The following is a 25,670-nucleotide window of genomic DNA, read 5'->3' as shown; positions in this document are numbered from 1 at the left end:
CGGTGCCGCGAGCCGGGCGTCAGGACGGCGCGAGGACGCAGAACTCGTGGCCCTCCGGGTCGGCCAGGCACGTCCACGGGACGTCGCCCTGGCCGAGGTCGAGGTCGGTGGCGCCGAGGGCGCGCAGCCGGGCCGCCTCCGCCGCCTTGTCGTCACCGGGGTACGGCAGCAGGTCGAGGTGGACGCGGTCCGGCGCGGTCTTCGCGTCGGGCGTGCGGAGGAACTCGAGGTACGGGCCGACCTCCTTGGCGGAGCGCAGCACCGCGCGATCGTCGGTCACCTCGTGCAGGGTCCAGTCCAGGGCCTCGTCCCAGAACCGGCCCATGGCCCGCGGATCCGCGCAGTCGACCACCACCGCGGCGATCGGCCCGGTGTCCCGGTAGATCTCCCGAGGCTCCAGCACGCAGAACTCGTTGCCCTCGGGGTCGGCGAGGACCGTCCACGGCACCGTGCCCTGTCCCACGTCGGCGGGCGTCGCGCCGAGAGCCTTCAGGCGTTCGACCAACTCCGACTGATGGGCCGCGGAGGTGGTGGCGAGATCGAGGTGCACCCGGTTCTTCGTCGTCGTCCCGGGTTCCGGGACGGGAACGACGTCGATGCCGAGGGCGACCGGGTCCGGCCAGACGAGGCCGCCGCCCGGTCCGACGTAGGTGGTCACGCCGGGGCTGTAGGCACTCCAGCCGAGCGCCTCCGCCCAGAACCGGCCGACCGCCGAGTGGTCGAGAGCCTTGATGTTCACCATCACGGGTCGCAGCGCCATCCGGCGATCCTACGCAGCCCTCAACGCCTGACCAACTGCTCCGCCAGACGCCGCGCGTGGGTGAGCAGGGTGCCGTGGGCGGCCAGTGCGTCGGGGTCGTCGGGCAGTCCGCCGGGCAGTTTGCGTCGCAGGGTGTTCAGTGTGTGGACCATGTCGTCGACGACCTCGCGCAGTTCCCGGTCCGCGTGGTCGTCGTGGCCGCCCGGGGCGAACCGGCTGTGGGGGTACAGGCGGATCGCGCGGGCGCTGTTGCGCAGGAACTGCGCGTACGGCTCGGTGACCGCCGGGGCCGGTCGTGGTTCCGGCCGGTGGCCGTCGCTGGCCTCCAGTACCGCGCGGGTGACGCCCGTGGTGTGGACGGCCACGTAGTCGAGCACGGTGACCGCGGCGTCGTAGTCCTGGCCCGGAGGGGAGAGGGCGTGGCGACGGCGCCGGGGATTGACGCGCAGGCTCTCCCGGCTCCAGCCGGCCGCGGAGCGGGCCTGCTCCACGAGGAGGAACAGCCGCAGGGCACGTTCGTGCAGGTCCTCGGCGGTCCGGGCGTCCCAGGTGTCGGCGGTCAGGCGGTCGGCCACCGCGTCCAGGATCTGCTGTGCCTCGCGGGCCGCGTCCTCGATGGCTGCGCGGGTGCCGCGCAGATACACCGGAGGCCGGATCAGGGCGTTGACCGCGATGCCCACCAGCGCACCGAACACGGCCTCCGCGATGCGGATCGCCGACCCGGCGATCGTGACCGGAGCGGTGGTGAGGACGAACAGGGCGCCCGTCGCCGCGTGGACGCCCTGGCTGCCGAGCCGCCGCCAGTTGCCCAGCAGCACCGCCACCGGCAGTACCAGGAACATCGCCGCCATCGGGGAATCGAGGGTCAGGGCGACGGCGGTGGCCACCGCCGTCCCCGTGGCGATGGCCGCCAACTGCTGCAGTCCGTGCGCGATCGACCGGAACACCGTCGACTCCACGAGCACGACCGCCACCCAGGGTGCGACGAACGCCGACGGCGTCCGCAGCCACCAGCCGGCCACCGCCCACGCCACACACGCCGCCAGAGCCGCCTTGACGGCCTGCGCCGCCACGTCCCGCTCGGGGCCCGGCCGTGCCCATGCCCGCCGGACCGGTTCGCCGGCTGTGCCGACACGGCGTCGGGCGCGCAGCGCCGTTTCACGCATCCCCTGCATGAGATGCCAGGTGCCACATACGCCCGGATGAATGCGCCCGGCCCGACGGGGTCAGGCGTCCCCGTACGCCTCTCCGCCGAGTTCGAACCCGGCCGTCCCCGCCGTCACGTCCGCGAGCCATGCCCGGAACGCCGCCACGTCGGCGTCCGGCAACCCGATCTCGATCGTGACCGCCTCGGCGTACCGCACGTCCCGTACCTCGCGCCCGGTCGACCGCAGGTCGTTCTGCACCTTGCCCGCGCGCTGGTGGTCGACGGTGACCGTGGCCAGCCGGAAGCGGCGCCGGGTAATGGTGCCGAGCGTGTCCAGCGCCTCGCCCACGGCGCCGCCGTAGGCCCGGATCAGCCCGCCCGCGCCGAGCTTGACGCCGCCGTAGTAGCGGGTGACGACGGCGACGACGTACCGCATGTCGCGGCGCAGCAGCATCTGGAGCATGGGGACGCCGGCCGTGCCGCCCGGTTCGCCGTCGTCGCTCGCCTTCTGGATCCCGGCGTCGGCGCCGATGACGTAGGCCCAGCAGTTGTGGGTGGCGTCCGCGTGCTCCTTGCGGACGGCGGCGAGGAAGTCCTGGGCCTCCTGCTCGGTGGCCGCCGGGGCGAGCGCGCAGATGAAGCGCGAGCGGTTGACCTCGGTCTCGTGCACGCCCGCGTGGGCGACGGTGCGGTACTCGTCCTGCATCGGGCCAGCCTATGCGGACCGGCCGCGCGTGCCCGCCGCCCGCTCACTTCTTCTTACCCCGGGCCACCATCACCCCCGTGAGCAGCGCCGTGCCGGGCGCGAGGGCCGGCCAGGTGGTGCCGTGCCAGGCCAGTACGGCGATCGCCGAGGTGGGGAACTTCGTGCGGACCTCGTCCAGCGCGTCGTCGAGGCCGTCCCCGGCGAGTTCGAGGACGAGTTCCTCCAGGCCGGGGTTGTGCCCGATCAGGAGGAGCGTGCCGACCTCGGGTGACGTCTCGTGCACGACCTCCAGCAGGCCGGGCACGTCCGCCGCGTACACGCGCGGATCGTGCCGTACCGGAGGCGGTGTGCCCCACTGGGCGGAGGCCAGTTCCCAGGTCTGGCGGGTGCGTACGGCGGTGGAGCACACGGCGAGGTCCGGCAGGCAGTCGGCGTCGGCGATCAGCCGGCCGGCGACCGGGGCGTCCCGTCGGCCGCGCGGGGCGAGCGGGCGTTCGTGGTCGGCGACGCCGTCGGGCCACGCCGACTTGGCGTGCCGCAGGACGACCAGGCGGCGCAGCGGGCCCGCGCCGAAGCGCGCGGTCACGTCGGGGCTCCCAGGTCGTGGGTGAGGTCGAGGCCGAGCAGGCGGTCGGCGTAGGCGTAGGTCTCGAAGCGGGCGCCGTCCGGCAGGTCCGGCGCGGTCTCCACCCAGCGCAGCACGCCGAGCACCCCGGGCACGTCGAGGTCGTCCTCCCAGGCGGTGCGCAGCTCCGCCCGCACCTCGTCGGGGATGGGCCGCGACGGCTGCCGCGCCCAGGCGGCGACGGCCCGGCGCCAGCGGACGAGGGTGTCGTGGGCTTCGGCGAGCACGGCCGCGTCGAGTGGTACGGGCACGCTTCTGCGCCGGGAGAGCAGCGCGAGGCGCAGCGCGGCGGGGTCGGCCTCCTCGGGCGGTGCCTCGGAGTGCACGGGCGCTACGGCGACCCGCACCCCGTCGGGTCGCCCGCCTTCCTCGCGTACGACGTGGAGGACCTGTGCCTCGCCCAGTCCCGACGCGGCGTCCCGGCCGTCTTCGAAGGGCCGGATCCCCAGCGCCGCGGCGCCGGCCCGCAGCTCCGCCTGCTGTCGTTCCTCGTCGAGCAGCGCCCAGACCGGTGTCCCGCCGAGTTCCAGGGCGCGCACGAGGAGGTCGGCGGTCAGCAGGAGCCGCAGGGCGGTGACGTCGAAGCCCTCGGTATGCGCCTCGATGCGGGTCAGGCCCCGGCGGGCGGGCGCGGCGTCGACGGGTTCGCCGGTTCGGGCGTCGATGATGCGCAGCACGGAGCGAGCGTAGGCGGACGAGCCGCCGTGCGCAGCCATCCGGCCCGTATTCCGGTCATCGTGGCGTCGGTCGCGGCCGCCGGGAGTGTGCTGGTCACCCATGGTTGTACGGCCCACTCACGCACGTGACGCGTCTGTCGTACCCGGGCATCGCCACCCCCTGCCGTGCGGACTGCCCGCACGGTACTGCGCCCCGGCCCGCCCGGACAGGAGTTCGGAACAGGCCCCTAGTGCGGTTGTCCCTCGCGAGCACCGCGGCTCCGGTGGAGCAGGGCCTCCGTGTACACGTCCGCCATCGCCTCGGCGGCCGTGGCCCAGCCGAAGGACCGGGCGTGCCGGACCGCGGCCTCGCTCATCCGGGCGGTGCGGGCCGGGTCGGCGGCGAAGGCGTACAGCGCCCGCGCGTAGTCCGCCGGATCGTGCCCGGGTACGAGGACGCCGCTGACCCCGTCCCGTACGGCCACCGGCAGACCACCGACCTCGGCGGCGATCACCGGTGTGCCACAGGCCTGCGCCTCGACGGCCACCAGGCCGAAGGACTCGCTGTGCGACGGCATGACCAGCACGGACGCCGCCCGGTACCAGTCGGCGAGCCGGTCCTGTCCGACCGGCGGCCGGAACCGCACGACGTCCGAGATGCCGAGGCGGGCGGCCAGCTTCTGCAGTCCCTCCGGCCTGGCCAGACCGCTGCCGCTGGGCCCGCCCACGACCGGCACCACGATCCGCTCACGCAGCCAAGGCCGCTCCCGCAGCAGCAGGGCCACCGCGCGCAGCAGGACGTCCGGCGCCTTCAACGGCTGTATGCGGCCCACGAACAGGGGGATCAGCGCGTCCTGCGGAAGGCCGAGGCGGGACCGTGCGGCGGCCCGTCCGGCCGCGACGCCCCGGGCGTCGGGGCGGAAGCGCTCCAGGTCGACACCGGGGTGGACGACGGCGACCCGGTCGGTGTCGGCGCGGTAGTGGCGCAGCAGTTCGTCCGCTTCCTTCTCCGTGTTGGCTATCAACCGGTCGGCGGCCCCTACGACTTGGGTCTCGCCGAGCACCCGGGCGGCGGGCTCGGGGGTGTCGCCGTCGGCCAGGTTGGCGTTCTTGACCTTGGCCATGGTGTGCATGGCGTGGACGAGCGGGACGCCCCAGCGCTCGGCGGTGAGCCGGCCGACGTGGCCGGAGAGCCAGTAGTGTGAGTGGACCAGGTCGTAGTGGCCGGGGCGTTGGCCGGCCCAGGCCCGTGTCACGCCGTGCGTGAAGGCGCACAGCTGGGCCGGGAGATCCTCCTTGGCCAGTCCTTCGTACGGTCCGGCGGCCACGTGCCGCACCAGAACGCCGGGCGCGAGTTCGACGCTGGGCGGGAGTGCGGCGGAGGTGGCCCGGGTGAAGATCTCGACCTCGATGTCGAGGGCGGCGAGGCGCTTGGCGAGCTCGACGATGTAGACGTTCATGCCGCCCGCGTCGCCGGTACCGGGCTGGTGCAGTGGTGAGGTGTGCACGCTGAGCATCGCGACGCGGCGGGGGCGACGGCGGGCGTCGGGTGGTCGTGGCCGGGGCGGGTCGAGGAGTGTGCCGCCGTGGCCCTCCTCCAGCCGGGCCGGGTACCGGCTCACCTCGCCGGCCCTCCGGCCATGGCGCCGGTCCGCACGTCGATGCGCTGCTCGCCCGCGTACACGTTCATGGAGCCGCCGCGCAGAAAGCCGACGAGCGTGAGCCCCGTCTCCGCCGCCAGGTCCACGGCGAGGGAGGACGGCGCCGAGACCGCCGCCAGCAGCGGGAGGCCCGCCATGACCGCCTTCTGCGCCAGCTCGAAGGATGCCCGCCCGGACACGAGCAGGATGGTCCGGGACAGCGGTAGTCGGCCGTTCCGCAGCGCGCGGCCGATCAGTTTGTCGACGGCGTTGTGCCGGCCGACGTCCTCGCGCAGGTCCAGCAGCTCGCCCTCGGGTGAGAACAGCGCGGCGGCATGCAGACCGCCGGTGCGGTCGAACACCCGCTGTGCGGCCCGGAGTCGGTCGGGCAGGGCGGCCAGCAGGTCCGCAGTCACCCGGACCGGGGGCGTGTCGGCGATCGGCCACCGTGTGGTGGTCCGTACGGCGTCCAGGCTCGCCTTTCCGCACAGGCCGCACGACGACGTGGTGTACACGTTCCGTTCGAGCGTGATGTCGGGCAGCGGTACGCCGGGGGCGAGTTGCACGTCGACGACGTTGTACGTGTTCGAGCCGTCCGCCGTCGCGCCCGCGCAGTAGACGATGTTGGCCACGTCCTCCGCCCGGCTCACGACGCCCTCGCTCACCAGGAATCCGGCGGCGAGCGCGAAGTCGTCCCCCGGGGTGCGCATGGTGATCGCCAGCGGCCTGCCGCCGAGCCGGATCTCCAGTGGCTCCTCCGCGACCAGCGTGTCCGGGCGGGTGCTCACCGCACCGTCCCGGATCCGCAGCACGCGCCGACGCTCGGTGACTCGTCCCATGCCGTGTCGCTTCCCCTGCTCAGCACTCGATGACGTTGACGGCGAGACCGCCGCGGGCGGTCTCCTTGTACTTGACCTTCATGTCGGCGCCGGTCTCCTTCATGGTCTTGATGACCTTGTCGAGGGAGACGTGGTGCCGGCCGTCGCCGCGCATCGCCATCCGGGCGGCCGTGACCGCCTTCACCGCGGCCATGCCGTTGCGTTCGATGCAGGGGATCTGGACGAGGCCGCCGACCGGGTCGCAGGTCAGGCCGAGGTTGTGTTCCATGCCGATCTCGGCCGCGTTCTCGACCTGTTCGGGGCTGCCGCCGAGGACCTCGGCGAGGCCTCCGGCGGCCATCGAGCAGGCCGAGCCGACCTCGCCCTGGCAGCCGACCTCGGCGCCGGAGATGGACGCGTTCTCCTTGAAGAGCATGCCGATGGCGCCGGCGGCGAGGAGGAAGCGGACGATGCCGTCCTCGTCGGCGCCCGGCACGAAGTCCAGGAAGTAGTGCAGGACGGCGGGGATGATGCCGGCCGCGCCGTTCGTGGGGGCGGTGACGACCCGGCCGCCCGCCGCGTTCTCCTCGTTCACGGCCATGGCGTAGAGGGTCACCCACTCCATGGCCCGGCCCGCCGGGTCGCCCTCGCTGCGCAGGGCACGGGCCGCCGCGGCGGCCCGGCGACGGACCTTCAGACCGCCGGGCAGGATGCCCTCGCTGCCCAGCCCTCGTGCGACACAGGCCGCCATGACCCGCCAGATCTCCAGCAGGCCCGCGCGGATCTCCTCCTCGGTGCGCCAGGCCTTCTCGTTCTCCAGCATCAGCGCGGAGATCGACAGGCCGGTCTCCTGCGTCAGGCGCAGCAGTTCGTCGCCGGTGCGGAAGGGGTGCTTCAGGACCGTGTCGTCGGGTTTGATGCGGTCCGCGCCGACCGCGTCCTCGTCGACCACGAATCCGCCGCCCACCGAGTAGTACGTCTTCTCCAGCAGCGGCACCCCGTCGGCGTCGTACGCGAAGAGGGTCATGCCGTTGGCGTGGTACGGCAGCGACCGCCTGCGGTGCAGGACCAGTTGGGTCGAGACGTCGAAGTCGATCTCGTGGGCGGGGCCGATCTCGGCGCCGAGGAGGCGGATGCGCCCGGTACCGCGGATCCGCTCGACGTCCAGGTCGGCCTGGGCGACGTCGACCGTGTGCGGCTCATTGCCCTCCAGGCCGAGCAGTACCGCCTTGGGGGTGCCGTGGCCATGGCCGGTCGCGCCGAGGGAGCCGAACAACTCCGCCCGGACGGCGGCGGTCTGGGCGAGCACGCCGTCCTGCTTCAGCCGGGCGACGAACATCACGGCGGCGCGCATCGGGCCGACGGTGTGCGAGCTGGACGGGCCGATGCCGATGGAGAACAGGTCGAAGACGCTGATTGCCACGCCATACTCCGTGGGATTGGAGGGGCGTGCCGAACGGTCGCGGGCACGCCCCTGCGGGAGGGTGTCGGTTACAGACCGGGGTACAGCGGGTGCTTGTCGGCCAGTGCCTTGACCCGGGCCTTGAGCGCGTCCGCGTCGTAGGACGGCTTCAGCGTCTCGGCGATGACGTCCGCGACCTCGGCGAAGTCCTCGGCCGTGAAGCCGCGGGTGGCCAGGGCCGGGGTGCCGATGCGCAGGCCCGACGTCACCATCGGCGGACGCGGGTCGTTGGGGACGGCGTTGCGGTTGACCGTGATGCCGACCTCGTGCAGCCGGTCCTCGGCCTGCTGTCCGTCCAGCTCGGAGGCGCGCAGGTCGACCAGGATCAGATGCACGTCCGTGCCGCCGGACAGCACGTTCACCCCGGCCGCACGGGCATCGGCCGCCGTCAGCCGCTCGGCGAGGATCCTGGCGCCCTCGACCGTACGGCGCTGGCGCTCCTTGAACTCCTGCGACGCCGCGACCTTGAAGGACACCGCCTTGGCCGCGATGACATGCTCCAGCGGGCCGCCCTGGAAACCGGGGAAGACCGAGGAGTTCAGCTTCTTCGCGAAGTCCTTCTTCGCGAGGATGATGCCGCCGCGCGGCCCGCCCAGGGTCTTGTGGGTGGTGGAGGTGACGACGTCCGCGTACTCGACCGGGTTCGGGTGCAGCCCCGCCGCGACCAGCCCCGCGAAGTGCGCCATGTCCACCCACAGATACGCCCCGACCTCGTCGGCGATCCGCCGGAACGCGGCGAAGTCGAGCTGCCGCGGGTACGCCGACCACCCGGCGATGATCACCTTCGGCCGGTGCTCCTTGGCCAGACGCTCCACCTCGGCCATGTCCACGAGACCGGAGTCGTCCACGTGGTACGGGACGACCTTGAACTGCTTGCCGGAGAAGTTCAGCCGCATCCCGTGGGTGAGGTGGCCGCCGTGCGCCAGGTCCAGGCCGAGGACGGTGTCGCCGGGCTGGGCGAGGGCGAACAGGGCGGCCTGGTTGGCGGAGGCGCCGGAGTGCGGTTGCACATTCGCGTACTCCGCGCCGAACAGCTCCTTGGCCCGGTCGATGGCGATCCGCTCGGCGACGTCGACGTGCTCGCAGCCACCGTAGTAACGGCGGCCGGGGTAGCCCTCGGCGTACTTGTTCGTCAGGACCGAACCCTGCGCCTCCAACACCGCGACCGGCGCGAAGTTCTCGGAGGCGATCATCTCCAGGGTCGACTGCTGACGCTCCAGCTCGGCGTCGACCGCGGCGGCCACCTCGGGGTCGAGCTCGTGCAGGGGCTGGTCGAAGAGGGTCATCGGCGGTCTCCTTCGGTGTGGGCGCAGTGGGCGGCGTAGGCATCGGCGGTCAGCGCGCCGGCGATGTTCTCCACCCGCAGCCGGAACAGCCAGCCGCCGGTGTAGGGGGCGGCGTTGACGACACGGGGGTCGTCGGTCAGTGCGGGGTTGACCTCCAGGACCCGGCCCGAGGCGGGGGCGTACAGGCCGCTGACGGCGGTCAGTGACTCGATCCGGCCACAGCTCTCCCCCGCCTCGACCCAACTGCCGACCTCGGGCAGGCGCAGGTGGACGACGTCACCCAGGGCCTTCGCCGCGAACGCGGTGATACCGACGGTGGCGTTGCCCTCGTCCACGACCAGCCACTCGTGGTCCCAGGTGTAGCGGAGGTGCCGAGGAATGCTCTCGGCGGTCTCCGGCGCGGATTCCCCGGGGAGTCGGGGCGCGGAGCTCATGACACGACGGCCGCGGCGGCGGGGACGAGGGTGCGGCGGAGCCGGTTGAAGAACTTCGGCTGGTTGAGGGAGAGGACGGCGACGGGGGTGCCCTCGCGCCGGTAGACGGCGGTGAAGGTGCGGCTGTCGATGTCTCCCTCGACGACCTCGGGCTCGGCGCCGGGGGCCACGTGTCCGGCGACCTGGATGCGCACCTGGTACTGGTCGGACCAGAAGTACGGCGCGGTGAGCGGGGCGGGGGACGACACACCGCTCAGCAGGGTGCGGGCGGCGGTCTTCGCCTGTTCGGCGGCGTTGCTCCAGTGCTCGATGCGGGCGTGCCGTCCGGTGAACGGGTTGGGGCAGCGGGCGATGTCACCGACGGCGACCACACGCGGGACACCGGTCGCGCAGCCGGTGTCGCAGACCACGCCGTCGTCCACCCGCACCCCGGAGCCGGCGAGCCAGTCGGTGTTGGGCCGGACGCCCACCCCGACCACGACGATGTCGGCGGGCAGCAGGCGTCCGTCCGCCAGCCGTACGCCCGTGACCCGGCCCTCGCCGACGAGTTCCGCCACGCCGGTTCCGCACAGCAGCCGAACCCCGTGATCGCTGTGGAGCGAGGAGCACACCAGCCCCATCTCGCGCCCGAGCTGGCGCTCCAGGGGTACGTCGAGCGCCTCGACGACGGTGACGTGCAGGCCGAGCCGGTGGGCGGTGGACGCCACCTCGGCACCGATGAATCCGGCGCCGATGACGACGACCCGGGGCAGGCCGTCCAGCAGTTCGGTGCGCAGGGCCTGGGCGTCGTCCAAGGTGCGCAGGGTGTGGACACCGGCCAGGCCGTCCGTGCCGGGGAGGGTGCGGGGGGTGGCGCCGGTCGCGACGACGACGCCGTCGGTGCGCACATGCCGTCCCGAGGCCAGGGTGACGGTGCGGGCGACGGGGTCGAGCCGCACCGCGCGCTCGCCGAGCAGCCACTGCGTGTCCAGGACCTCGTACTCGTCCGCGTCGCCCAGCGCGAGCGCGTCGGCGTCGATGTCGCCCTTGAGGAAGTCCTTGGACAGCGGGGGGCGGTCGTAGGGGGTGTGGCGCTCCTCCCCCACGACGACGATCTCGCCGTCGTAGCCCTCCGCACGCAGCGCGCGGACCGTGCTCAGGCCTGCCAGCGACGCTCCGACGACGGTGATGCTCCTCATGCCGGCTCCAGACGGGGAGTTGTCTCGCATAACACAACAACAATCGCTATACGCAACATGCTTTCCGCGCAGTGCGGGCGTTGTCAAGGGAGGCGGCGCACATGAATTTCTGATGATGCTACAGGTTGCGCGATTCGCAACCTACAGTGTCGGCTCGTCCCACTGGTCCAGCAGCAGGTCGCCGATGGCTTCGTCGAGCCCGGATTCGGCGGCGTCCGAGGACTGTTCGCTCCAGATGACCTTGCCGCGATCGGTGTACCGGGTACCCCAGCGCCGGGCCAGCTGGGCAACGAGGAACAGCCCTCGGCCGCCCTCGTCGGTGGTGGCCGCGCGGCGCAGATGCGGGGAGGTGCTGCTGCCGTCGGAGACCTCGCAGATCAGGCTGTCGCGGTCGTACAGCAGACGAAGACGGATGGGATCGCCGCCGTAGCGGATGGCGTTGGTGACGAGTTCGCTGAGGATCAGCTCGGTGGTGAAGGAGATCTCGTCCAGGCCCCAGGCCTCCAGGCGGCGGGCGCAGGCGGCGCGCAGGGGGCCCAGGGCCGCGGGGTCGGAGGGTACGTCCCAGTCGGCGACCCGGTCCGGGTCGAGCCGCCTGGTGCGGGCCACCAGGAGGGCGATGTCGTCACGGGGGCGGTCGGGCAGCAGGGCGTCGAGGACGGCCTGGCAGGCCTGTTCCGGGGTCTGGTCGGGGTGCGCCAGGGCGCCCCGGAGGAGTTCGAGGCCGACGTCGATGTCCCGGTCGCGGTCCTCGACGAGCCCGTCGGTGTACAGGGCGAGTCGGGAGCCGTCGGACAGCGGAATTTCGGCCGTCTCGACCGGCAGGCCGACACCCAGGCCGAGCGGGGGTGAGACCGGGACGTCGGGGAAGGTCACGGAGCCGTCGGGGTGGACCACGGCGGGCCCGGGGTGGCCGGCCCGGGTGACGGTGCAGTGGCCGGAGACCGGGTCGTAGATCGCGAACAGACAGGTGGCCCCGGTGACGGGCTCACTCTCCGAGTCGGCGCTCTCGCTCTCGTCGATGCGCGCGACCAGCTCGTCCAGGTGGCTCAGGAGCTCGTCCGGGGAGAGATCGAGGCCACAGTAGTTGTGCACCGCGGTGCGCAGGCGGCCCATGGTCGCGGCGGCGTGCAGGCCGTGGCCGACGACGTCGCCGACGACGAGGGCGACGCGGGCGCCGGGCAGCGGAATGACGTCGAACCAGTCCCCGCCGACCCCGGCCTGGGCCGGCAGGTAGCGGTGGGCCACCTCCAGCGCCGACTGCTCGGGCAGGGCGTGCGGCAGCAGGCTGCGCTGCAGGGTGACCGCCATGGTGTGCTCGCGGGTGTAGCGGCGGGCGTTGTCGATGGCGACCGCCGCCCGCGCGGCCAGTTCCTCGGCGAAGGCCAGATCGTCCCGGGTGAACGCCTTCTTGTCCGAGCGCCAGAAGTCCACCATGCCCAGGGCCGTGCCGCGGGCCTGGAGCGGCACGGTGATCAGGGAGTGGATACCGAAGTCCACGACGCGTCGCGCCCGTTCGGGATCCTGCGCCCGCCAGCCCGGCGCGCCGCTCAGCTCGGACACCAGCACGGCGTGACCGCTTTGCAGACCCTGCGCCTGCGGCATGGTCGGCACGAAGGTGATCCGCTCCCCCGCCGGGGTCAGCGGGTGGTCGTCCCGGATCCCGCGTACGGCGATGCGGTCCATGCTCGGGCTCACGTCGCCGTTCGGCTCCGCGCCCTGCCGGACCGCGTCCAGCAGTTCGACGGTGGCGAAGTCGGCGAACCGGGGAACCGCGACCTCGGCCAGCTCCTCGGCGGTGCGCACCACGTCCAGCGTGGTGCCGATGCTCACCCCGGCGTCGTAGAGCAGTTCCAGGCGTTCGCGCGCCACCTCGGCCCGTCCCGCCAGGGCGCGCAGCTCCGTGGTGTCCCGCAGCGTCGCCACGCTCCCGGTCGGGGCGGTCGGCCGCAGGTTGACCGCCAGCAGCCGCTCCCCGGCCAGGATCACCTCGTCGGTGGCGACCCGGCCCGAGGTGAGCAGCGCGGCGGCACGCGGGGCCAGCCCGAGTCCGGTGACCGGTCGGCCTTCCCCGTCCTCGGGCAGGTCCAGCAGCCGGCGCGCCTCGTCGTTGGCCAGCAGCAGCCGCCCCTCGCCGCTGACGACGACCACGCCCTCCCGCACCGAGTGCAGGACCGCGTCGTGGTGTTCGTACATCCGTGTCATCTCGGCCGGATCCAAACCGTGGGTCTGCCGCCGCAGCCGCCGGCTCACCAGCGCCGATCCGCCCGTGACCAGCACGAGCCCGCCGACGGCGGAGCCGATCAGCAGCGGCAACTGCTCGGTCACCCGCTCGTTGATGCTCTCGAGCGTGATGCCGACGGAGACCAGTCCGACGACCTCGCCGTCGGTGTCGAAGACGGGAACCATCGCGTCCACGGCACGGCCGACACCGGGCGTGTCATAGGTCTCCTGGTGCACACGGCCCGCGAGCGCCTCGGCGTAGGAGCCGACGACATGCTTGCCGATGAGGTTCGGGTCGGGGTGGGTCCAGCGGATGCCGTTCGTGTCGAACGCGATGATGTAGGCGACTCCGGAGTCCTTCCGTGCCGCTTCCGCCTGCGGCTGGAGCAGGGCGCTGGGATCGCGGGACTTCATGGCGGCCAGCGTCCCCGGGGCGTGCGCGAAGGTCTCGGCGCCGACGAGCGAGCGCTCCTTGGCCTCCTGCAGGCTCGCGCTCCGGGCCTGCAGCACGAGGGCCGTCACCGCGGCGATCACGAGCAGCACGACGACGGCCACCTGGAGGATGAAGACCTGGCCCGCGACGCTGTGCACACTCAGCGCGGAGGGCCTACGGATCGAGGGGCGCCGTGATCTGGACCTGTCCATGCCTCAAGTATTGGCCGTCACTGTGAGTTGGCCCCCTGTCCTGTCGGATCTCCACATCACGGCCCAGTGGCCCGCCCGCCTGCCGGAGGGGCCGCAACAGCAGGCGGGCGGGCGTTCTGGGGGTGGGGTCAGTGCGTGGGACCGACCTCGAGCTTGTTCTGCAGCCAGGTGTGGAACTCGCCGATGTGGTGCTCGCTGGGCACCAGGACACCGCCCTTGGCGTACGCCTTCGAGCTCATCGCCGGCTGGGTGCGCTCGCAGGCGTCGAAGTCCTGCTGGTTGACCCGGTGGAAGAGCTCCACGGACCGGCTGACGTCCGTGCCGCTCTCGACGACGTGCGGCAGGTACAGCCAGTCGCACTCGACGACCGTGCGGTCGGGTGCCATCGGGTACATCCGGTGGAAGACGACGTGGTCGGGCACGAGGTTGATGAAGACCTGCGGCCGCGCGGTGATGGCGTAGTAGCGGCGGTCCTGGTCCTCGGCGACACCCGGAATGCGGTCCAGGCCCTCGGAGCCGTCGACGGTGAAGCCCTGGACGTCCTCGCCGAACTCGGCGCCGTGGCCGACGTAGTACTGGGCGGCGTAGCCGTCCGCGAACTCCGGCAGCACCTCGGTGAGTTCGGGGTGGATGGTGGCGCAGTGGTAGCACTCCATGAAGTTCTCGATGATGAGCTTCCAGTTCGCCTTCACGTCGTAGGTGATACGGCGGCCCAGCTTCAGGTCGTCGATCCCGTAGCGCCCGATCGACTCCAGGTCGCCGAGCCGCTCGACGACATCGCCCTGCACGTCCGCCTCGAAGGACGGCGGCTCGTCGGCGAGGCACACCCACACATAGCCGAGCCACTCCCGCACATGGACGTTGATCAGGCCGTACTCGATCCGGTCGATGTCCGGCATCGAGGTCAGGTTGGGCGCGGCGACCAGCTTGCCGTCCAGGCCATAGGTCCAGGCGTGGTACGGGCATTGGAAGGCCCGCTTGACCTCGCCGGACTCCTCGGTGCAGAGCCTGGCGCCACGGTGCCGGCAGATGTTGAGGAACGCCTTGATCGAGCCGTCCCGCGAGCGGGAGACCAGCACGCTCTCGCGGCCCACCTGACAGGTGCGGAACGCGCCGGGCCTGTCCAGGTCGGCGGCGCGGGCCACGCAGAACCACATGGCCTCGAAGACCCGCTCCTGCTCCTGGGCGAAGACCTCGGGGTCCGTGTAGTACTCGCCGGACAGCGTGGGGATCAGGCTGGGCGGCAGATTCGTGAGGGTCATCTCGTCACCTTCGGGATGTATCGGAAAATGTCAGACGCGCACGCGGCGGGGGTCGAACAGGGCGATGGGGTGGTCGGTGGTGCCGACGGTTGCCAGGTCGGCGAGGATCTCGCCGATGACGGGGACGAACTTGAACCCGTGGCCGGAGAATCCGCAGGCCACCGTCACCTGTGGATGCTCGGGGTGCCGGGCGAGCACGAAGTTCTCGTCCGGGGTGTTGGCGTACATGCAGGCCGCGCCCTTGAGGAAGCGGCCGGGCAGGGTCGGGATGCGCGGGCGCAGGTACTCGGCCATGGCCGCGATCTCGTCCGGGTGGATCCGGCGGTCGAGGTGGTCGGGGTCGCCGGCCACGCCCTTGCGGAAGAAGGCGACCTTGGCGCCGCCGTCGGGGCCGTCGATCGAGGGGAAGCCGTAGATCTGGGTGCCGTCCGGGTCCTCCCAGATGTAGACCGGGTGCCGTTCGGCGCTGAACGGGCGGATTCCGCCCTCGGGTTGGAACCAGTACATGACCTGGCGCTCCACCGTCACGGACACGCCCAGGCCGGACAGGAGCTTGGGTGCCCACGCTCCGGGGGCGATGACCAGCCGGTCGGCGGTGTAGGCGCCGCGGTCGGTCACCACCCAGGCCCTGCCGCCCGGTCCGTCGGCCTCCCAGCCGAGGACGAGTTCCGCGAAGTGCAGGTCGGCGCCGTGGACCCGGGCCAGGTCCAGGTGCGCCGTGACGGTCGCCTCGGGCCGGGCGATGCCGGCCCCGCGCTCGTAGAAGGCGACGTCCTCGGCCGCCGGGTTGAAGGTGGGGAAGCGGCGCCGGATGTCGGCGGCGCCCAGGACCTCGTGGTCCAGTCCCCATTCGTGGGCGCTGCGCAGGGTGCCGGTGAAGGCCTCGCTGCCCTCACGGCCGATCATGAGGCCGCCGGTCTCGGTGAAGACCTCGCGGCCGGAGTCGGCGGCCAGCTTCTCCCACAGTTCGCGGGCGCGCAGCAGCAGCGGTACGTAGGCCGGGTCCTCGAAGTAGGCCTGCCGGTAGATACGGGAACCGCCGTGGCTGGAGCCCAGGTTGTGGGCGGGGCCGAAGCGCTCGATGCCGAGCACGCGCTGACCGCGGGCGGCGAGGTGGTAGGCGGCTGCGCTGCCCATCCCGCCCAGGCCGATGACGATCACGTCGTACGAAGTGGCCATGTGTCCGTCTCCTGGGAGTCTTGCCGATGAGGGTGTGGTGCTGCCGGTGCTCGGGGCCCGTTCAGCGGCGGCTGCGCGACAGGCAGTCGTGACCTCGGGCGATCCACTCGTCGAGGTGGAGCGCCTCGGCCCCGATCGAGGTGGTGGGGCCGCGGCCGGCGTGAACGGTGGTGTCGGCCGGGAGGGTGAGCAGCCGGTCGCGGATGGAGGCGATGACGGTGTCGAAGTCCGAGAAGGACCGGCCGGTGGCTCCGGGACCGCCCTGGAAGGGGGTGTCGCCGGAGAACGGGGCGCCCAGCTCGGACACGTACAGGCAGACGGAGCCGGGAGAGTGCCCGGGCGTGTGCGGCACCCACGGTTCGATGCCGGCCACGATCAGGTCCTCGCCGTCGTTCAGCTCCCAGAAGCCGGGCACCCTCAGGCCGTGCGCCGTCTTCCACGGCACGGCGTCGGCCGGGTGCGGCAGGATCGGCGCGCAGTATCGGGCGGCGAGGGCCGGGGCGGCGTTGACGTGGTCGTTGTGGGAGTGGGTGCGGACGACAGCGACAGGCGCCGGTTGCCGACGGCGGCGGCGATCGCGTCGACGACGGGGGCGCGTGGTCACAGGAGCACCACCGAGCGCAGTACGTCGCCGTGGTGCATCTTGGCGAACGCGGCCTCCACGTCGCCCAGGGAGATCGTCTCGGTGACGAAGCCGCCGAGGTCGAAGCGGCCCTGGAGGTAGAGGTCGATCAGGGCGGGGAAGTCCCGGGAGGGCAGGCAGTCGCCGTACCAGGAGGACTTCACGGCGCCGCCTCGGCCGAAGACGTCCAGCAGGGGCAGGTCGAACGTCAGCTCCGGGGTGGGGACGCCGACCAGGACGGCGGTGCCGGCCAGGTCGCGGGCGTAGAAGGCCTGCTTGAAGGTCTCGGGCCGGCCCACCGCGTCCACGACGACGTCTGCGCCGAAGCCGCCGGTGAGTTCACGGATCGCCTCGACGGCGTCGGTCCGGGAGGAGTCGACGGTGTCGGTGGCGCCGAACTGCTCGGCCCACTTCAGCTTCCGCTCGTCGACGTCCACGGCGATGATGCGCGAGGCTCCGGCCACCTTGGCGCCTGCGATCGCCGCCATGCCCACGCCGCCGCAGCCGATCACCGCGATCGAGTCGCCGCGGCCCACGCCGCCGGTGTTGACCGCGGCACCGAACCCGGCCATCACCCCGCAGCCGAGCAGACCGGCCGCGGCGGGCGAGGCGGCCGGGGCGACCTTGGTGCACTGGCCGGCGGCGACCAGGGTCTTCTCGGCGAAGGCGCCGATGCCGAGGGCCGGGGACAGCGGGGTGCCGTCGGCCAGGGTCATCGGCTGCGTCGCGTTGTGGGTGGCGAAGCAGTACCACGGCTTCCCCTTGCCGCAGGACCGGCAAGTGCCGCACACCGCACGCCAGTTGAGGACGACGAAGTCGTCGGGCGCGACATCGGTGACACCCGTGCCGACCGCCTCGACGACACCCGCGGCCTCGTGGCCGAGCAGAAAGGGGAACTCGTCGTTGATCCCGCCCTCCCGGTAGTGCAGGTCGGTGTGGCAGACGCCGCAGGACTGCACCCGCACCAGCACCTCACCCGGGCCGGGGTCCGGCACCAGGATGGTCTCCACCGAGACCGGTACGCCCTTCTTCCGGGCGACTGCGGCCCGCACCTCGTGTGTCACGGTCGATCTCCTCGCAGAGGAACGGCCGAATGCGATCTTCGGGATCTTCGGCCTGATGTTCTGGCCTTCACCGGGGCCCGGGTGAGGGCCGAGGCCGAGTCGCGCCTGTTGCGTATGCCTAGTTGCGTATTGTGCAATACGCTTCACCATAAGCAACGGCCGCCCAAACTGTCCCCCTGCCGACATCCACTGTCAAGGGGTTGACCGAGCGAACTTCCCAGCCCGCCGAAAGGCATGCCCGGCCCCTGCGCGTCACCTCTTGACCACCCGGACGTCCACGGTGGAGCATGTTGCGTATCACTCACCATGTTTCGCGATACGCACCAGACGACCGGAGGATGGCATGTCTCCTCGACCGCAGCCCGGCAGCGAGTTCGTCCTCACCCTCTCGTGCCCCGACCAGGCCGGCCTCGTCCACGCCGTGACCCGCTTTCTCGTGGACCACTCCGGCAACATCCTGGAGAGCCGGCAGTTCGACGACCGGCTGCAGGACCGCTTCTTCATGCGGGTGCACTTCGACGTCTCGGATCCCGGCGTCTCGCTGCAGGACCTGCGCACCGGTTTCGGCCCGGTCAGCCAGACGTACGGGATCACCTGGCAACTGCACGACGCCTCGACCCCGACCCGCACGCTGATCATGGTGTCGAAGTTCGGCCACTGCCTGAACGACCTGCTCTTCCGCAAGTCCACGGGCGCGCTCAACATCGAGATCCCGGCGATCGTCTCCAACCACCGCGAATTCGAGGCACTGGCACAGAGCTACGGCATCCCCTTCCACCACATCCCGGTGACCAAGGAGACCAAGGCGGAGGCCGAGGCACGGCTGCTGGAGCTCGTGGATGAGCTGGACATCGACCTGGTGGTACTGGCCCGCTACATGCAGATCCTCTCCGACGACCTGTGCAAGCAGCTCGACGGCCGGGCCATCAACATCCACCACTCCTTCCTGCCGAGCTTCAAGGGCGCCCGGCCGTACGTCCAGGCACACCGGCGCGGCGTGAAGCTCGTCGGGGCCACGGCGCACTACGTCACGCCCGACCTCGACGAAGGCCCGATCATCGAGCAGGACGTCGTGCGCGTGGACCACTCGCGCGACCCTGACGAACTGGTCACCATCGGCCGCGATGTCGAGGCCCAGGTACTCGCCCGCGCCGTGGAGTGGCACAGCCAGAGCCGTGTACTCGTGAACGGGAACTGCACAGTGGTCTTCCGCTGACGAACGGCCGACCTTATTGTGCGAACTCCGGTCACCGCGCCCCCTCGCCGCACACCGACGATCGACGTACAGTTGCGCCATGAGCAACCACATCGCAGATGGCGAAACAGCAGCCCCCGCGCCGGGCGGGGTGCAGTCCGTCGACCGTGCCGTCAGCGTCCTGGAGATCCTGGCCCAGCGCGGCGAGGCGGGTGTCAGCGAGGTGGCCGGGGAGCTCGACGTCCACAAGTCGACCGCGTTCCGTCTGCTCGGGGCGCTGGAGTCACGCGGTCTGGTCGAGCAGACGGCCGAGCGGGGCAAGTACCGGCTCGGTTTCGGCATCGTGCGCCTGGCCGGCGCGGTCACCGGCCGTCTCGACATCACCCAGCAGGGCCGGCCGGTGTGCGAGCGGCTCAGCGAGGAGATCGGCGAGACCGTCAACATCGCGGTCCTGCAGGAGCACTACGCGGTCAACCTCTACCAGGTACGCGGCCCGGGCGCGGTCGGCACGCACAACTGGGTCGGGCAGCTCACGCCGGTGCACGCCACGTCGAGCGGCAAGATCCTGCTGGCCCACCTGTCGGAGAAGGAGCGCGCCGACGTGCTCGCGACGTCGGGGACGCAGAAGCTGACGCCGCACACCCTGACCGCCAGGACGAAGCTGGAGAAGAACCTCGCCGAGGCGCGGAAGCGCGGGTACGCGGTGGCACTGGAGGAACTCGAGATCGGGCTGCACGCCATGGCGACCCCGATCCGCTCCCGCGACGGCGACGTCATCGCCGCCCTCAGCGCCTCCGGCCCCACGTACCGTTTCACCGAGGAGCGCATCCACGAGGTCGCACCCGTGCTGATCAGGGGCGCGGAGGAGGTCAGCCGCCGGATGGGCTATCTGGGCTGAGCCGGGCGCTCGGCGTCGCCGCATCACGCTGCCGCGCCGGACACGGTTGTCCCGTCGTCCGGTCCGCCGGCAGGTGGCCCACCAGCTCCCAGTTGTGCTCGGGCGCCTTGGCGAAGCCGAGCCCGGGGTCGATGATCAGGCAGCCGGGCGGGATGCCCACCTCCAGCGCGGCCTCGATCCTCAGACGCAGCTCGTCAAGTACGTCGGTGACGACGTCGTCGTAGCGGGCGTTCGCCTGCGGGTCGGCGGCGAACTGCCGCTGTCCCGTGGGCTCCCCGTACGGCAGGACTGCACTGCCGGCCGCCCTTGCCCGCTCGGCCCACTCCCCCGGTTCGGGCGTACGCCGACGCCGCAGCAGGCTCAGCGGACGTCTCCGTCTTCCGAGAGGACTGCTGAAAGACGGGAACGCCGCGGGTACTTGGGGACGGGAGTGGTCACACGGCGCCGACGGTCCGCTCCGCGGCCTCGACGACGTTGGCGAGCAGCATCGCCCGGGTCATGGGGCCCACTCCGCCGGGCATGGGCGCGAGCCATCCGGCGACCTCGGCGGCGTCCGGATGGATGTCGCCGACCAGGCCCTGGTCGGTACGGGTGATGCCGACGTCCAGGACCGCCGCGCCGGGGCGCAGCATGTCCTTGGTGACCAGCCCGGGCGATCCGGCGGCCGCGATGACGATGTCCGCCTCGCGTACGTGCCAGGCCAGACCCTTGGTGCCGGTGTGGCACAGGGTCACGGTGGAGTTCTCGGAGCGGCGGGTGAGCAGCAGCCCTATGGGGCGACCGACGGTGACGCCCCGGCCGATCACGCAGACCCGCGCTCCGGCGAGGGGCACCTCGTGGCGGCGGAGGAGTTCGACGATGCCGCGCGGGGTGCACGGCAGCGGGGCCTCGACGCCGAGGGTGAGCCGGCCGAGGTTGACGGGGTGCAGGCCGTCGGCGTCCTTGGCCGGGTCCATGCGTTCCAGTACGGCGCCCGCGTCCAGATGGCGCGGCAGTGGGAGCTGGACGATGTAGCCGGTGCAGGCCGGGTCGGCGTTGAGCTCGTCGATCGTCTCCTCGACCTGCTGCTGGGAGGCGTCGGCGGGCAGGTCCCGGCGGATGGACGCGATGCCGACCTGGGCACAGTCGCGGTGCTTACCCGCCACGTAGGCGCGGCTGCCGGGGTCGTCGCCGACCAGGACGGTGCCCAGGCCCGGCGGGCGGCCCAGGGTGGCGCTCAACTTGGCCACGCGCTCCGCGAGGTCCCGGCGGATCTCGGCGGCGGTCGCCTTGCCGTCGAGCAGCTGTGCGTTCACCGGCGTGCTCCTTTTCGCTTCAGGCCACTGACATCTAACTGATATACGAGTCAGTGAAACTTGATGGATCAGGTCTGTCAAGGACCGGCGACACCCTTGGCCGCCGCAGGAGAGCGGCTTGAGTGAAGTGCGCCCCCTTGACCGCTACCCCACTGCCATATAACGTGCTCGCAACTAGTATATCAGTTGCGTGTCACCCTCAAGGAGGCCGCCATGGCAGAGGTTCCGCCGCAGGCGAAATGCGTCGTGATCGGGTCCGGCATCGTCGGCAACAGCCTGGTCCATCACCTGGCCCGGCTGGGCTGGCGCGACATCGTGCAGATCGACAAGGGCCCGCTGCCCAACCCCGGTGGCTCGACCGGTCACGCCTCCAACTTCATCTTCCCCGTGGACCACTCCCGCGAGATCACCGACCTGACGCTGGACTCGGTGCGGCAGTACAAGGAGCTGGGCGTCTTCACCGAGTCCGGCGGCTTCGAGATCGCGCGTACGGAGGAGCGCATGGAGGAGCTGCGCCGCCGGATGTCCAGCGCCAAGGCCTGGGGCATCGAGTCGGAGCTGGTCTCTCCCGCCTTCGTCAAGGAGAAGGTGCCGTTCATCGAGGAAGACCAGTTCATCGGCGCCTTCTGGACGCCGAGCGTCGGTGTCGTCGACTCCCTGCGCGCCGGCACGATCATGCGCGACGGCGCCATCGCGAGCGGCGCGCTGACCAGCGTGCCCAACGTCGAGGTGGTCGGCCTGGACGTCGAGGACGGGCGGATCCGCCGGGTGCGCACGAACAAGGGCGACATCGAGGCCGAGTACGTCGTGATCGCCTGTGGCGTGTGGAGCCCGAAGATCGGCGACATGGCCGGCGTCAGCATCCCGCTGACCCCCGCCGTCCACCAGATGATCTCCGTCGGCCCCTGCCCGCAGCTGTCCGGGCTGCCCGGCGAGATCAACTTCCCGATCGTCCGCGACATGGACACCTTCTGCTACGAGCGCCAGCACGGCGCGGACATGGAGGTGGGGTCCTACGCCCACCGGGCGATCCTGCACGAGCCGGAGGACATCCCGAGCATCGAGCAGTCCAAGCTCAGCCCCACCGAGATGCCGTTCACCTCCGAGGACTTCGACCCGCAGCTGGAGCAGGCCTACGAGCTGATGCCCGAGCTGCTGGGTGCCGAGGGCGCGGAGATGCGGTACGCGATCAACGGCCTGCTGTCGCTGACCTGCGACGGCAACCCGATCCTCGGTGAGAGCGACGTCAAGGGGCTGTGGACGGCGGCCGCGGTGTGGATCAAGGAGGGCCCGGGCGTCGGCCGCGCGGTCGCGGAGTGGATGGTCCAGGGCCACAGCGAGATCGACATCTCGCACAGCGACATCGCCCGTTTCTACCCCCATCAGAAGCGCCGCGAGCACACCCGGCTGCGCACCACCGAGTCGTTCATCAAGACCTACGGGATCATCCACCCCGCCGAGCAGTACGAGTCCGACCGCGGGCAGCGGCTCTCCCCCATGCACGAGTCGGAGAAGAAGCTCGGTGCCGCCTTCTTCGAGGCGGTCGGCTGGGAGCGGCCGCAGTGGTACGAGTCCAACGCCGACCTCCTCGAGGTGTACGGCGACCGCGTGATGCCGCGCGAGCACGAGTGGGACGCGCGCTGGTGGAGCCCGATCATCAACGCCGAGCACCTGCGCATGCGCGAGGCCGCCGGCGTCATCGACCTGACCGCCTTCGCGATGTTCGACATCACCGGTCCCGGCGCGCTGGACGCCGTACAGCGCACCTGCGTCGCGCAGTGCGACGTGCCGGTCGGCAAGGTGATCTACACCCCGGTGCTCGACCGCAAGGGCGGGTTCGTCTCCGACCTCACCGTCATGCGCCTGGGTGAGAACCACTTCCGGGTCGTCACCGGTGGCGCGCACGGCATGGCGGACAAGAAGTGGTTCGCCGACCAGCTCGGCGACGACGCTTCCATCGAGGACCTCACCGACAGCATCTCCACGATCGGGCTGTGGGGCCCGCGGGCCCGCGACATCCTGTCGCAGCTCACCGACGCGGACGTGTCCCACGAGGGCTTCAAGTTCCTCAACTGCCGCGAGATCGACCTCGACGGCATCCCCGTCCTTGCCTCCCGGATCTCCTACGTCGGCGAGCTCGGCTGGGAGCTGTACGTCTCCTTCGACCAGGCCGCCGCGGTGTGGGACAAGCTGCTCGCGACGGGCGCGCAGTACGGCGCCCGCCCGGTCGGCATCGGCGTCTACGTGACCACCGCGCGGATCGAGAAGGGCTACCGGGCCTTCGGCCACGAGCTGGACGCCGAGCGCACCATCGTCGAGGCGGGCATGCAGCGGCCGAAGGTGAAGGGCGCCGACTTCATCGGCAAGGAGGCCTACCTCGAGCAGCGCGCCGGTGAGCCCGCAGCGGTGCTGTGCACGCTGGCCGTCGACGACCACACGTCGGCGTCCGGAGTGAAGCGGTACATGCTCGGCGGCGAGCCGATCCTCACCCGCTCCGGCGAGGCGCTCGTCGACGGGCACGGGCACCACCCCTACGTCACCGCCGCGGGCTCGGCCCCCTCGCTGGGCAAGCACCTGCTGATGGCGTACCTGCCGCCCGAGGAAGCACGCGTCGGCAACGAGCTCGCGGTCTCCTACATGGAGGAGCTCTACCCCGTGACCGTGCTCACCAACGACGCCACGCCCCCCTTCGACCCGGACAACGAGCGGATCCGCTGATGGCGGCGCTGACAGTGGTCGGCCCTGTCGAGACCACGAGAGGTGAACGATGACGAACGTATTGGTCTGCATCAAGCGGGTCCCCGACTCCTCCGGTGAGGTCCTGCTCACCGACGACCAGCAGGGCGTCGACGGGAGGTACGTCGGCTTCACCGTGAGCAACCACGAGAGCTGTGCGGTCGAGCTGGCGGTCCAGACCGCCGAGGCGACCGGCGGTACGGTCACGCTGCTGACCGTCGGCCCCTCCGAGGCCACCGAGCAACTGCGGGACACGCTGGCGCTCGGCTGCCACGCCGCCGTGCTCGTGGAGGCGGAGCCGGCCCGGCTGGGACCGGCCGACGTGGCCCGGGAGATCGCCCACGTCGTGCGTGAGAAGGAGGCCGCGGGCACGACGTACGACCTGATCCTGCTCGGCAACGACGCCGCCGACAGCGGCGACTTCCAGGTCGGCATCCGGCTGGCCCACGCGCTCGGCCGGCCGGTGGTCAACGGCGTGTCGACGGTCGAGGTGGCCGACGGCCACCTGACCGCGCGGGGCGACGGCCCCGAGGGCGAGGAGACCTACTCGCTGCCGCTGCCCGCGGTCGCCACCCTGCTCGAGGGCGGGGTGGAGCCGCGCTATCCGACGCTGAAGGGCCGGATGGCGGCCAAGAAGGTCCAGATCGAGACCCGGGCGCTGTCGGCCGAGCCCGCCGGAGCCAGCCGGGTGCGGCTGCTGCTGCCCCCGCCCGCGCCGTCGACGGTCGAGGTGCTGGGCGAGGGCCCGGAGGCGGCCGGCGCGGTCGCCGACCTGTTCGCGAAGCTGGGGGTGACCCGATGATTCTGGTGCTGATCGAGACCGAGAACGGCGCCGCGAGCGAGATCTCGCTGGAGACGCTCGCCTTCGCCCGGTCGCTGGCGGCCGAGGGCGGCGGTATCGCCATCCGCGCGGTGGTGGTCGGAGCGGTCGAGAACCGCGACGCGCTGGCGGCGGAGCTGGGCACCCACGGTGCCGCCGAGGTCCGGCACGCGGTGGGCGAGGCGTTCACGTCGTACTCCGGGGCCGCCTGGGCGGCGGCACTGCAGGCGATCCGTGAGTCGACCGGCTCCGTCGTGGTCACCGCCGCGGGTTCGCCCCGGGGCAACGAGGTGCTGGCGCATCTGGCCGCCCGGCTCGACGTGCCCATGGCCGCCAATGCGACCGCGTTCCACGGCCTGGCGCCGTTCGTGGTGACCCGGCAGGTGGTCGGCGGGGCGGCCCTGGAGGAGATGAAGCTCGACCAACGGCCCGCGATCTTCTCCGTCGCCGGCCACTCGTGGTCCGTGTCGCCGGTCGAGGGCGCGTCGCCCGCCGCCTGGGTGGAGGTGACCCCCGAGGTCGCCGAGTCCGACCTCGTGGCGCGGGTCGTGTCGACCGGCACCAAGGAGGTCGACCACTCCGACTCGCTGAAGTCCGCCAAGGTCGTCGTGGGCGCCGGGCGCGGGGCCGGTGGTGCGGACGGCTTCGGCGCGGTCACCGAACTCGCCGAACTGCTCGGCGGCGCGGTCGGTGTGTCCCGGGTGGTCACCTCGCTGGGCTGGCGGCCCCACCACGAGCAGGTCGGCCAGACCGGCTCCCGGATCAGCCCGGACCTGTACATCCCGTGCGGAATCTCCGGCGCCATCCAGCACTGGGCCGGCTGCGCGTCGTCGAAGACGATCCTCGCGATCAACACCGATCCCGAGGCTCCGATGATGACCAAGGCGAACTACGCCGTGGTGGGCGACATGCACGAGGTGCTTCCCGCGGTCATCGAGGAGCTCAAGTCACGTGGGGTGAGCTGAGCGCTCCGCTGGAAGGCCGGTATGTCAGCTGCGGGTACGTCGTGGCTGGTCGCG

The 25,670-nt window shown here is 71.7% G+C and carries 22 protein-coding genes and 1 pseudogene; 5 read left to right on the top strand and 18 right to left on the bottom strand.

Annotated features, from left to right (window positions below; all coding sequences use genetic code 11):
• Positions 1–19 precede the first annotated feature (19 nt).
• The 16 genes and pseudogenes from IM697_RS16475 to IM697_RS16400 form a co-directional block, all read right to left on the bottom strand.
• Positions 20–760, bottom strand: coding sequence for a VOC family protein (locus tag IM697_RS16475; protein ID WP_194048436.1), 741 nt, complete (start codon positions 758–760; stop codon positions 20–22).
• A 20-nt stretch (positions 761–780) separates the two neighbouring features.
• Positions 781–1,935 (bottom strand): FUSC family protein, encoded by a 1,155-nt coding sequence (locus IM697_RS16470; protein ID WP_407699630.1) that lies wholly within the window; start codon positions 1,933–1,935, stop codon positions 781–783.
• 51 nt (positions 1,936–1,986) lie between these two features.
• Positions 1,987–2,613 carry a YigZ family protein gene (locus tag IM697_RS16465; RefSeq protein ID WP_194048434.1) on the bottom strand — a complete coding sequence of 209 codons (627 nt, stop codon included), beginning with the start codon at positions 2,611–2,613 and terminating at the stop codon, positions 1,987–1,989.
• 43 nt (positions 2,614–2,656) lie between these two features.
• The gene (locus IM697_RS16460) at positions 2,657–3,199 is read right to left on the bottom strand and encodes a SixA phosphatase family protein (protein WP_194048433.1); all 543 of its coding nucleotides are present in this window, start codon (positions 3,197–3,199) and stop codon (positions 2,657–2,659) included.
• Positions 3,196–3,954: a hypothetical protein gene (locus IM697_RS16455; RefSeq protein ID WP_194048432.1), complete on the bottom strand. Its 759-nt coding sequence runs from the start codon at positions 3,952–3,954 to the stop codon at positions 3,196–3,198. Before IM697_RS16455 ends, IM697_RS16460 begins: the two co-directional genes overlap by 4 nt.
• 188 nt (positions 3,955–4,142) lie before the next feature.
• Positions 4,143–5,516 (bottom strand): D-inositol-3-phosphate glycosyltransferase, encoded by a 1,374-nt coding sequence (mshA, locus tag IM697_RS16450; protein WP_194048431.1) that lies wholly within the window; start codon positions 5,514–5,516, stop codon positions 4,143–4,145.
• The gene (gene fdhD, locus IM697_RS16445; RefSeq protein ID WP_194048430.1) at positions 5,513–6,373 is read right to left on the bottom strand and encodes a formate dehydrogenase accessory sulfurtransferase FdhD; all 861 of its coding nucleotides are present in this window, start codon (positions 6,371–6,373) and stop codon (positions 5,513–5,515) included. The genes mshA and fdhD overlap by 4 nt, the downstream gene beginning before the upstream one ends.
• A 19-nt stretch (positions 6,374–6,392) precedes the next feature.
• Entirely contained in the window at positions 6,393–7,775 is a 1,383-nt protein-coding gene (locus tag IM697_RS16440; protein ID WP_194048429.1) for an L-serine ammonia-lyase, read from the bottom strand.
• 68 nt (positions 7,776–7,843) lie between these two features.
• The gene (gene glyA, locus IM697_RS16435; RefSeq protein ID WP_194048428.1) at positions 7,844–9,100 is read right to left on the bottom strand and encodes a serine hydroxymethyltransferase; all 1,257 of its coding nucleotides are present in this window, start codon (positions 9,098–9,100) and stop codon (positions 7,844–7,846) included.
• The gene (gene gcvH, locus IM697_RS16430; protein WP_194048427.1) at positions 9,097–9,534 is read right to left on the bottom strand and encodes a glycine cleavage system protein GcvH; all 438 of its coding nucleotides are present in this window, start codon (positions 9,532–9,534) and stop codon (positions 9,097–9,099) included. Before gcvH ends, glyA begins: the two co-directional genes overlap by 4 nt.
• Positions 9,531–10,712 (bottom strand): NAD(P)/FAD-dependent oxidoreductase, encoded by a 1,182-nt coding sequence (locus IM697_RS16425; RefSeq protein WP_194048426.1) that lies wholly within the window; start codon positions 10,710–10,712, stop codon positions 9,531–9,533. The genes gcvH and IM697_RS16425 overlap by 4 nt, the downstream gene beginning before the upstream one ends.
• A 141-nt stretch (positions 10,713–10,853) precedes the next feature.
• On the bottom strand, positions 10,854–13,580 hold the full coding sequence (locus tag IM697_RS16420) for a SpoIIE family protein phosphatase (RefSeq protein ID WP_194048425.1): 2,727 nt from the start codon (positions 13,578–13,580) through the stop codon (positions 10,854–10,856).
• 128 nt (positions 13,581–13,708) lie between these two features.
• Complete coding sequence (locus IM697_RS16415) at positions 13,709–14,842, bottom strand: aromatic ring-hydroxylating oxygenase subunit alpha (RefSeq protein WP_194048424.1); 1,134 nt, start codon at positions 14,840–14,842, stop codon at positions 13,709–13,711.
• A 30-nt stretch (positions 14,843–14,872) separates the two neighbouring features.
• Positions 14,873–16,021, bottom strand: a complete 1,149-nt coding sequence (solA, locus tag IM697_RS16410; protein WP_194048423.1) for an N-methyl-L-tryptophan oxidase — start codon at positions 16,019–16,021, stop codon at positions 14,873–14,875.
• 61 nt (positions 16,022–16,082) lie between these two features.
• Positions 16,083–16,600 (bottom strand): annotated as a pseudogene (locus IM697_RS16405) (MBL fold metallo-hydrolase); the annotation flags it as partial.
• Positions 16,601–16,621: 21 nt separating this feature from the next.
• On the bottom strand, positions 16,622–17,707 hold the full coding sequence (locus tag IM697_RS16400; protein WP_194048421.1) for an S-(hydroxymethyl)mycothiol dehydrogenase: 1,086 nt from the start codon (positions 17,705–17,707) through the stop codon (positions 16,622–16,624).
• Positions 17,708–18,050: 343 nt separating this feature from the next.
• Between IM697_RS16400 and purU the strand changes: the two genes are divergently transcribed.
• Together purU and IM697_RS16390 are read left to right on the top strand one after the other, a co-directional pair.
• Positions 18,051–18,923, top strand: coding sequence for a formyltetrahydrofolate deformylase (gene purU / locus IM697_RS16395; protein WP_194048420.1), 873 nt, complete (start codon positions 18,051–18,053; stop codon positions 18,921–18,923).
• A gap of 79 nt (positions 18,924–19,002) precedes the next feature.
• Positions 19,003–19,800, top strand: coding sequence for an IclR family transcriptional regulator (locus tag IM697_RS16390; protein ID WP_194048419.1), 798 nt, complete (start codon positions 19,003–19,005; stop codon positions 19,798–19,800).
• On the opposite strand, the gene IM697_RS16385 is transcribed toward IM697_RS16390, so the two are convergent.
• Both IM697_RS16385 and IM697_RS16380 read right to left on the bottom strand, forming a co-directional pair.
• Positions 19,772–19,984, bottom strand: coding sequence for a dihydropteroate synthase (locus IM697_RS16385; RefSeq protein ID WP_407699654.1), 213 nt, complete (start codon positions 19,982–19,984; stop codon positions 19,772–19,774). The genes IM697_RS16390 and IM697_RS16385 overlap by 29 nt on opposite strands.
• Before the next feature lie 250 nt (positions 19,985–20,234).
• Positions 20,235–21,095, bottom strand: a complete 861-nt coding sequence (locus tag IM697_RS16380) for a bifunctional methylenetetrahydrofolate dehydrogenase/methenyltetrahydrofolate cyclohydrolase (protein WP_194048418.1) — start codon at positions 21,093–21,095, stop codon at positions 20,235–20,237.
• 213 nt (positions 21,096–21,308) lie between these two features.
• Here IM697_RS16380 and IM697_RS16375 point away from each other — a divergent pair, with 213 nt between their 5' ends.
• From IM697_RS16375 to IM697_RS16365, 3 genes are read left to right on the top strand one after another with little or no spacing between them, the layout of a single operon-like run.
• Entirely contained in the window at positions 21,309–23,813 is a 2,505-nt protein-coding gene (locus IM697_RS16375) for a GcvT family protein (protein ID WP_194048417.1), read from the top strand.
• Between the two features lie 49 nt (positions 23,814–23,862).
• Entirely contained in the window at positions 23,863–24,633 is a 771-nt protein-coding gene (locus tag IM697_RS16370) for an electron transfer flavoprotein subunit beta/FixA family protein (protein ID WP_194048416.1), read from the top strand.
• Positions 24,630–25,616: an electron transfer flavoprotein subunit alpha/FixB family protein gene (locus IM697_RS16365; RefSeq protein ID WP_194048415.1), complete on the top strand. Its 987-nt coding sequence runs from the start codon at positions 24,630–24,632 to the stop codon at positions 25,614–25,616. The genes IM697_RS16370 and IM697_RS16365 overlap by 4 nt, the downstream gene beginning before the upstream one ends.
• Positions 25,617–25,670: the final 54 nt, after the last annotated feature.

The sequence above is a fragment of the Streptomyces ferrugineus genome (genome assembly GCF_015160855.1).
GTDB classification, from domain to species: domain Bacteria; phylum Actinomycetota; class Actinomycetes; order Streptomycetales; family Streptomycetaceae; genus Streptomyces; species Streptomyces ferrugineus.
Note: the sequence above shows the minus strand (reverse complement) of the source record. Positions and strands in the feature narration are given on the sequence as shown.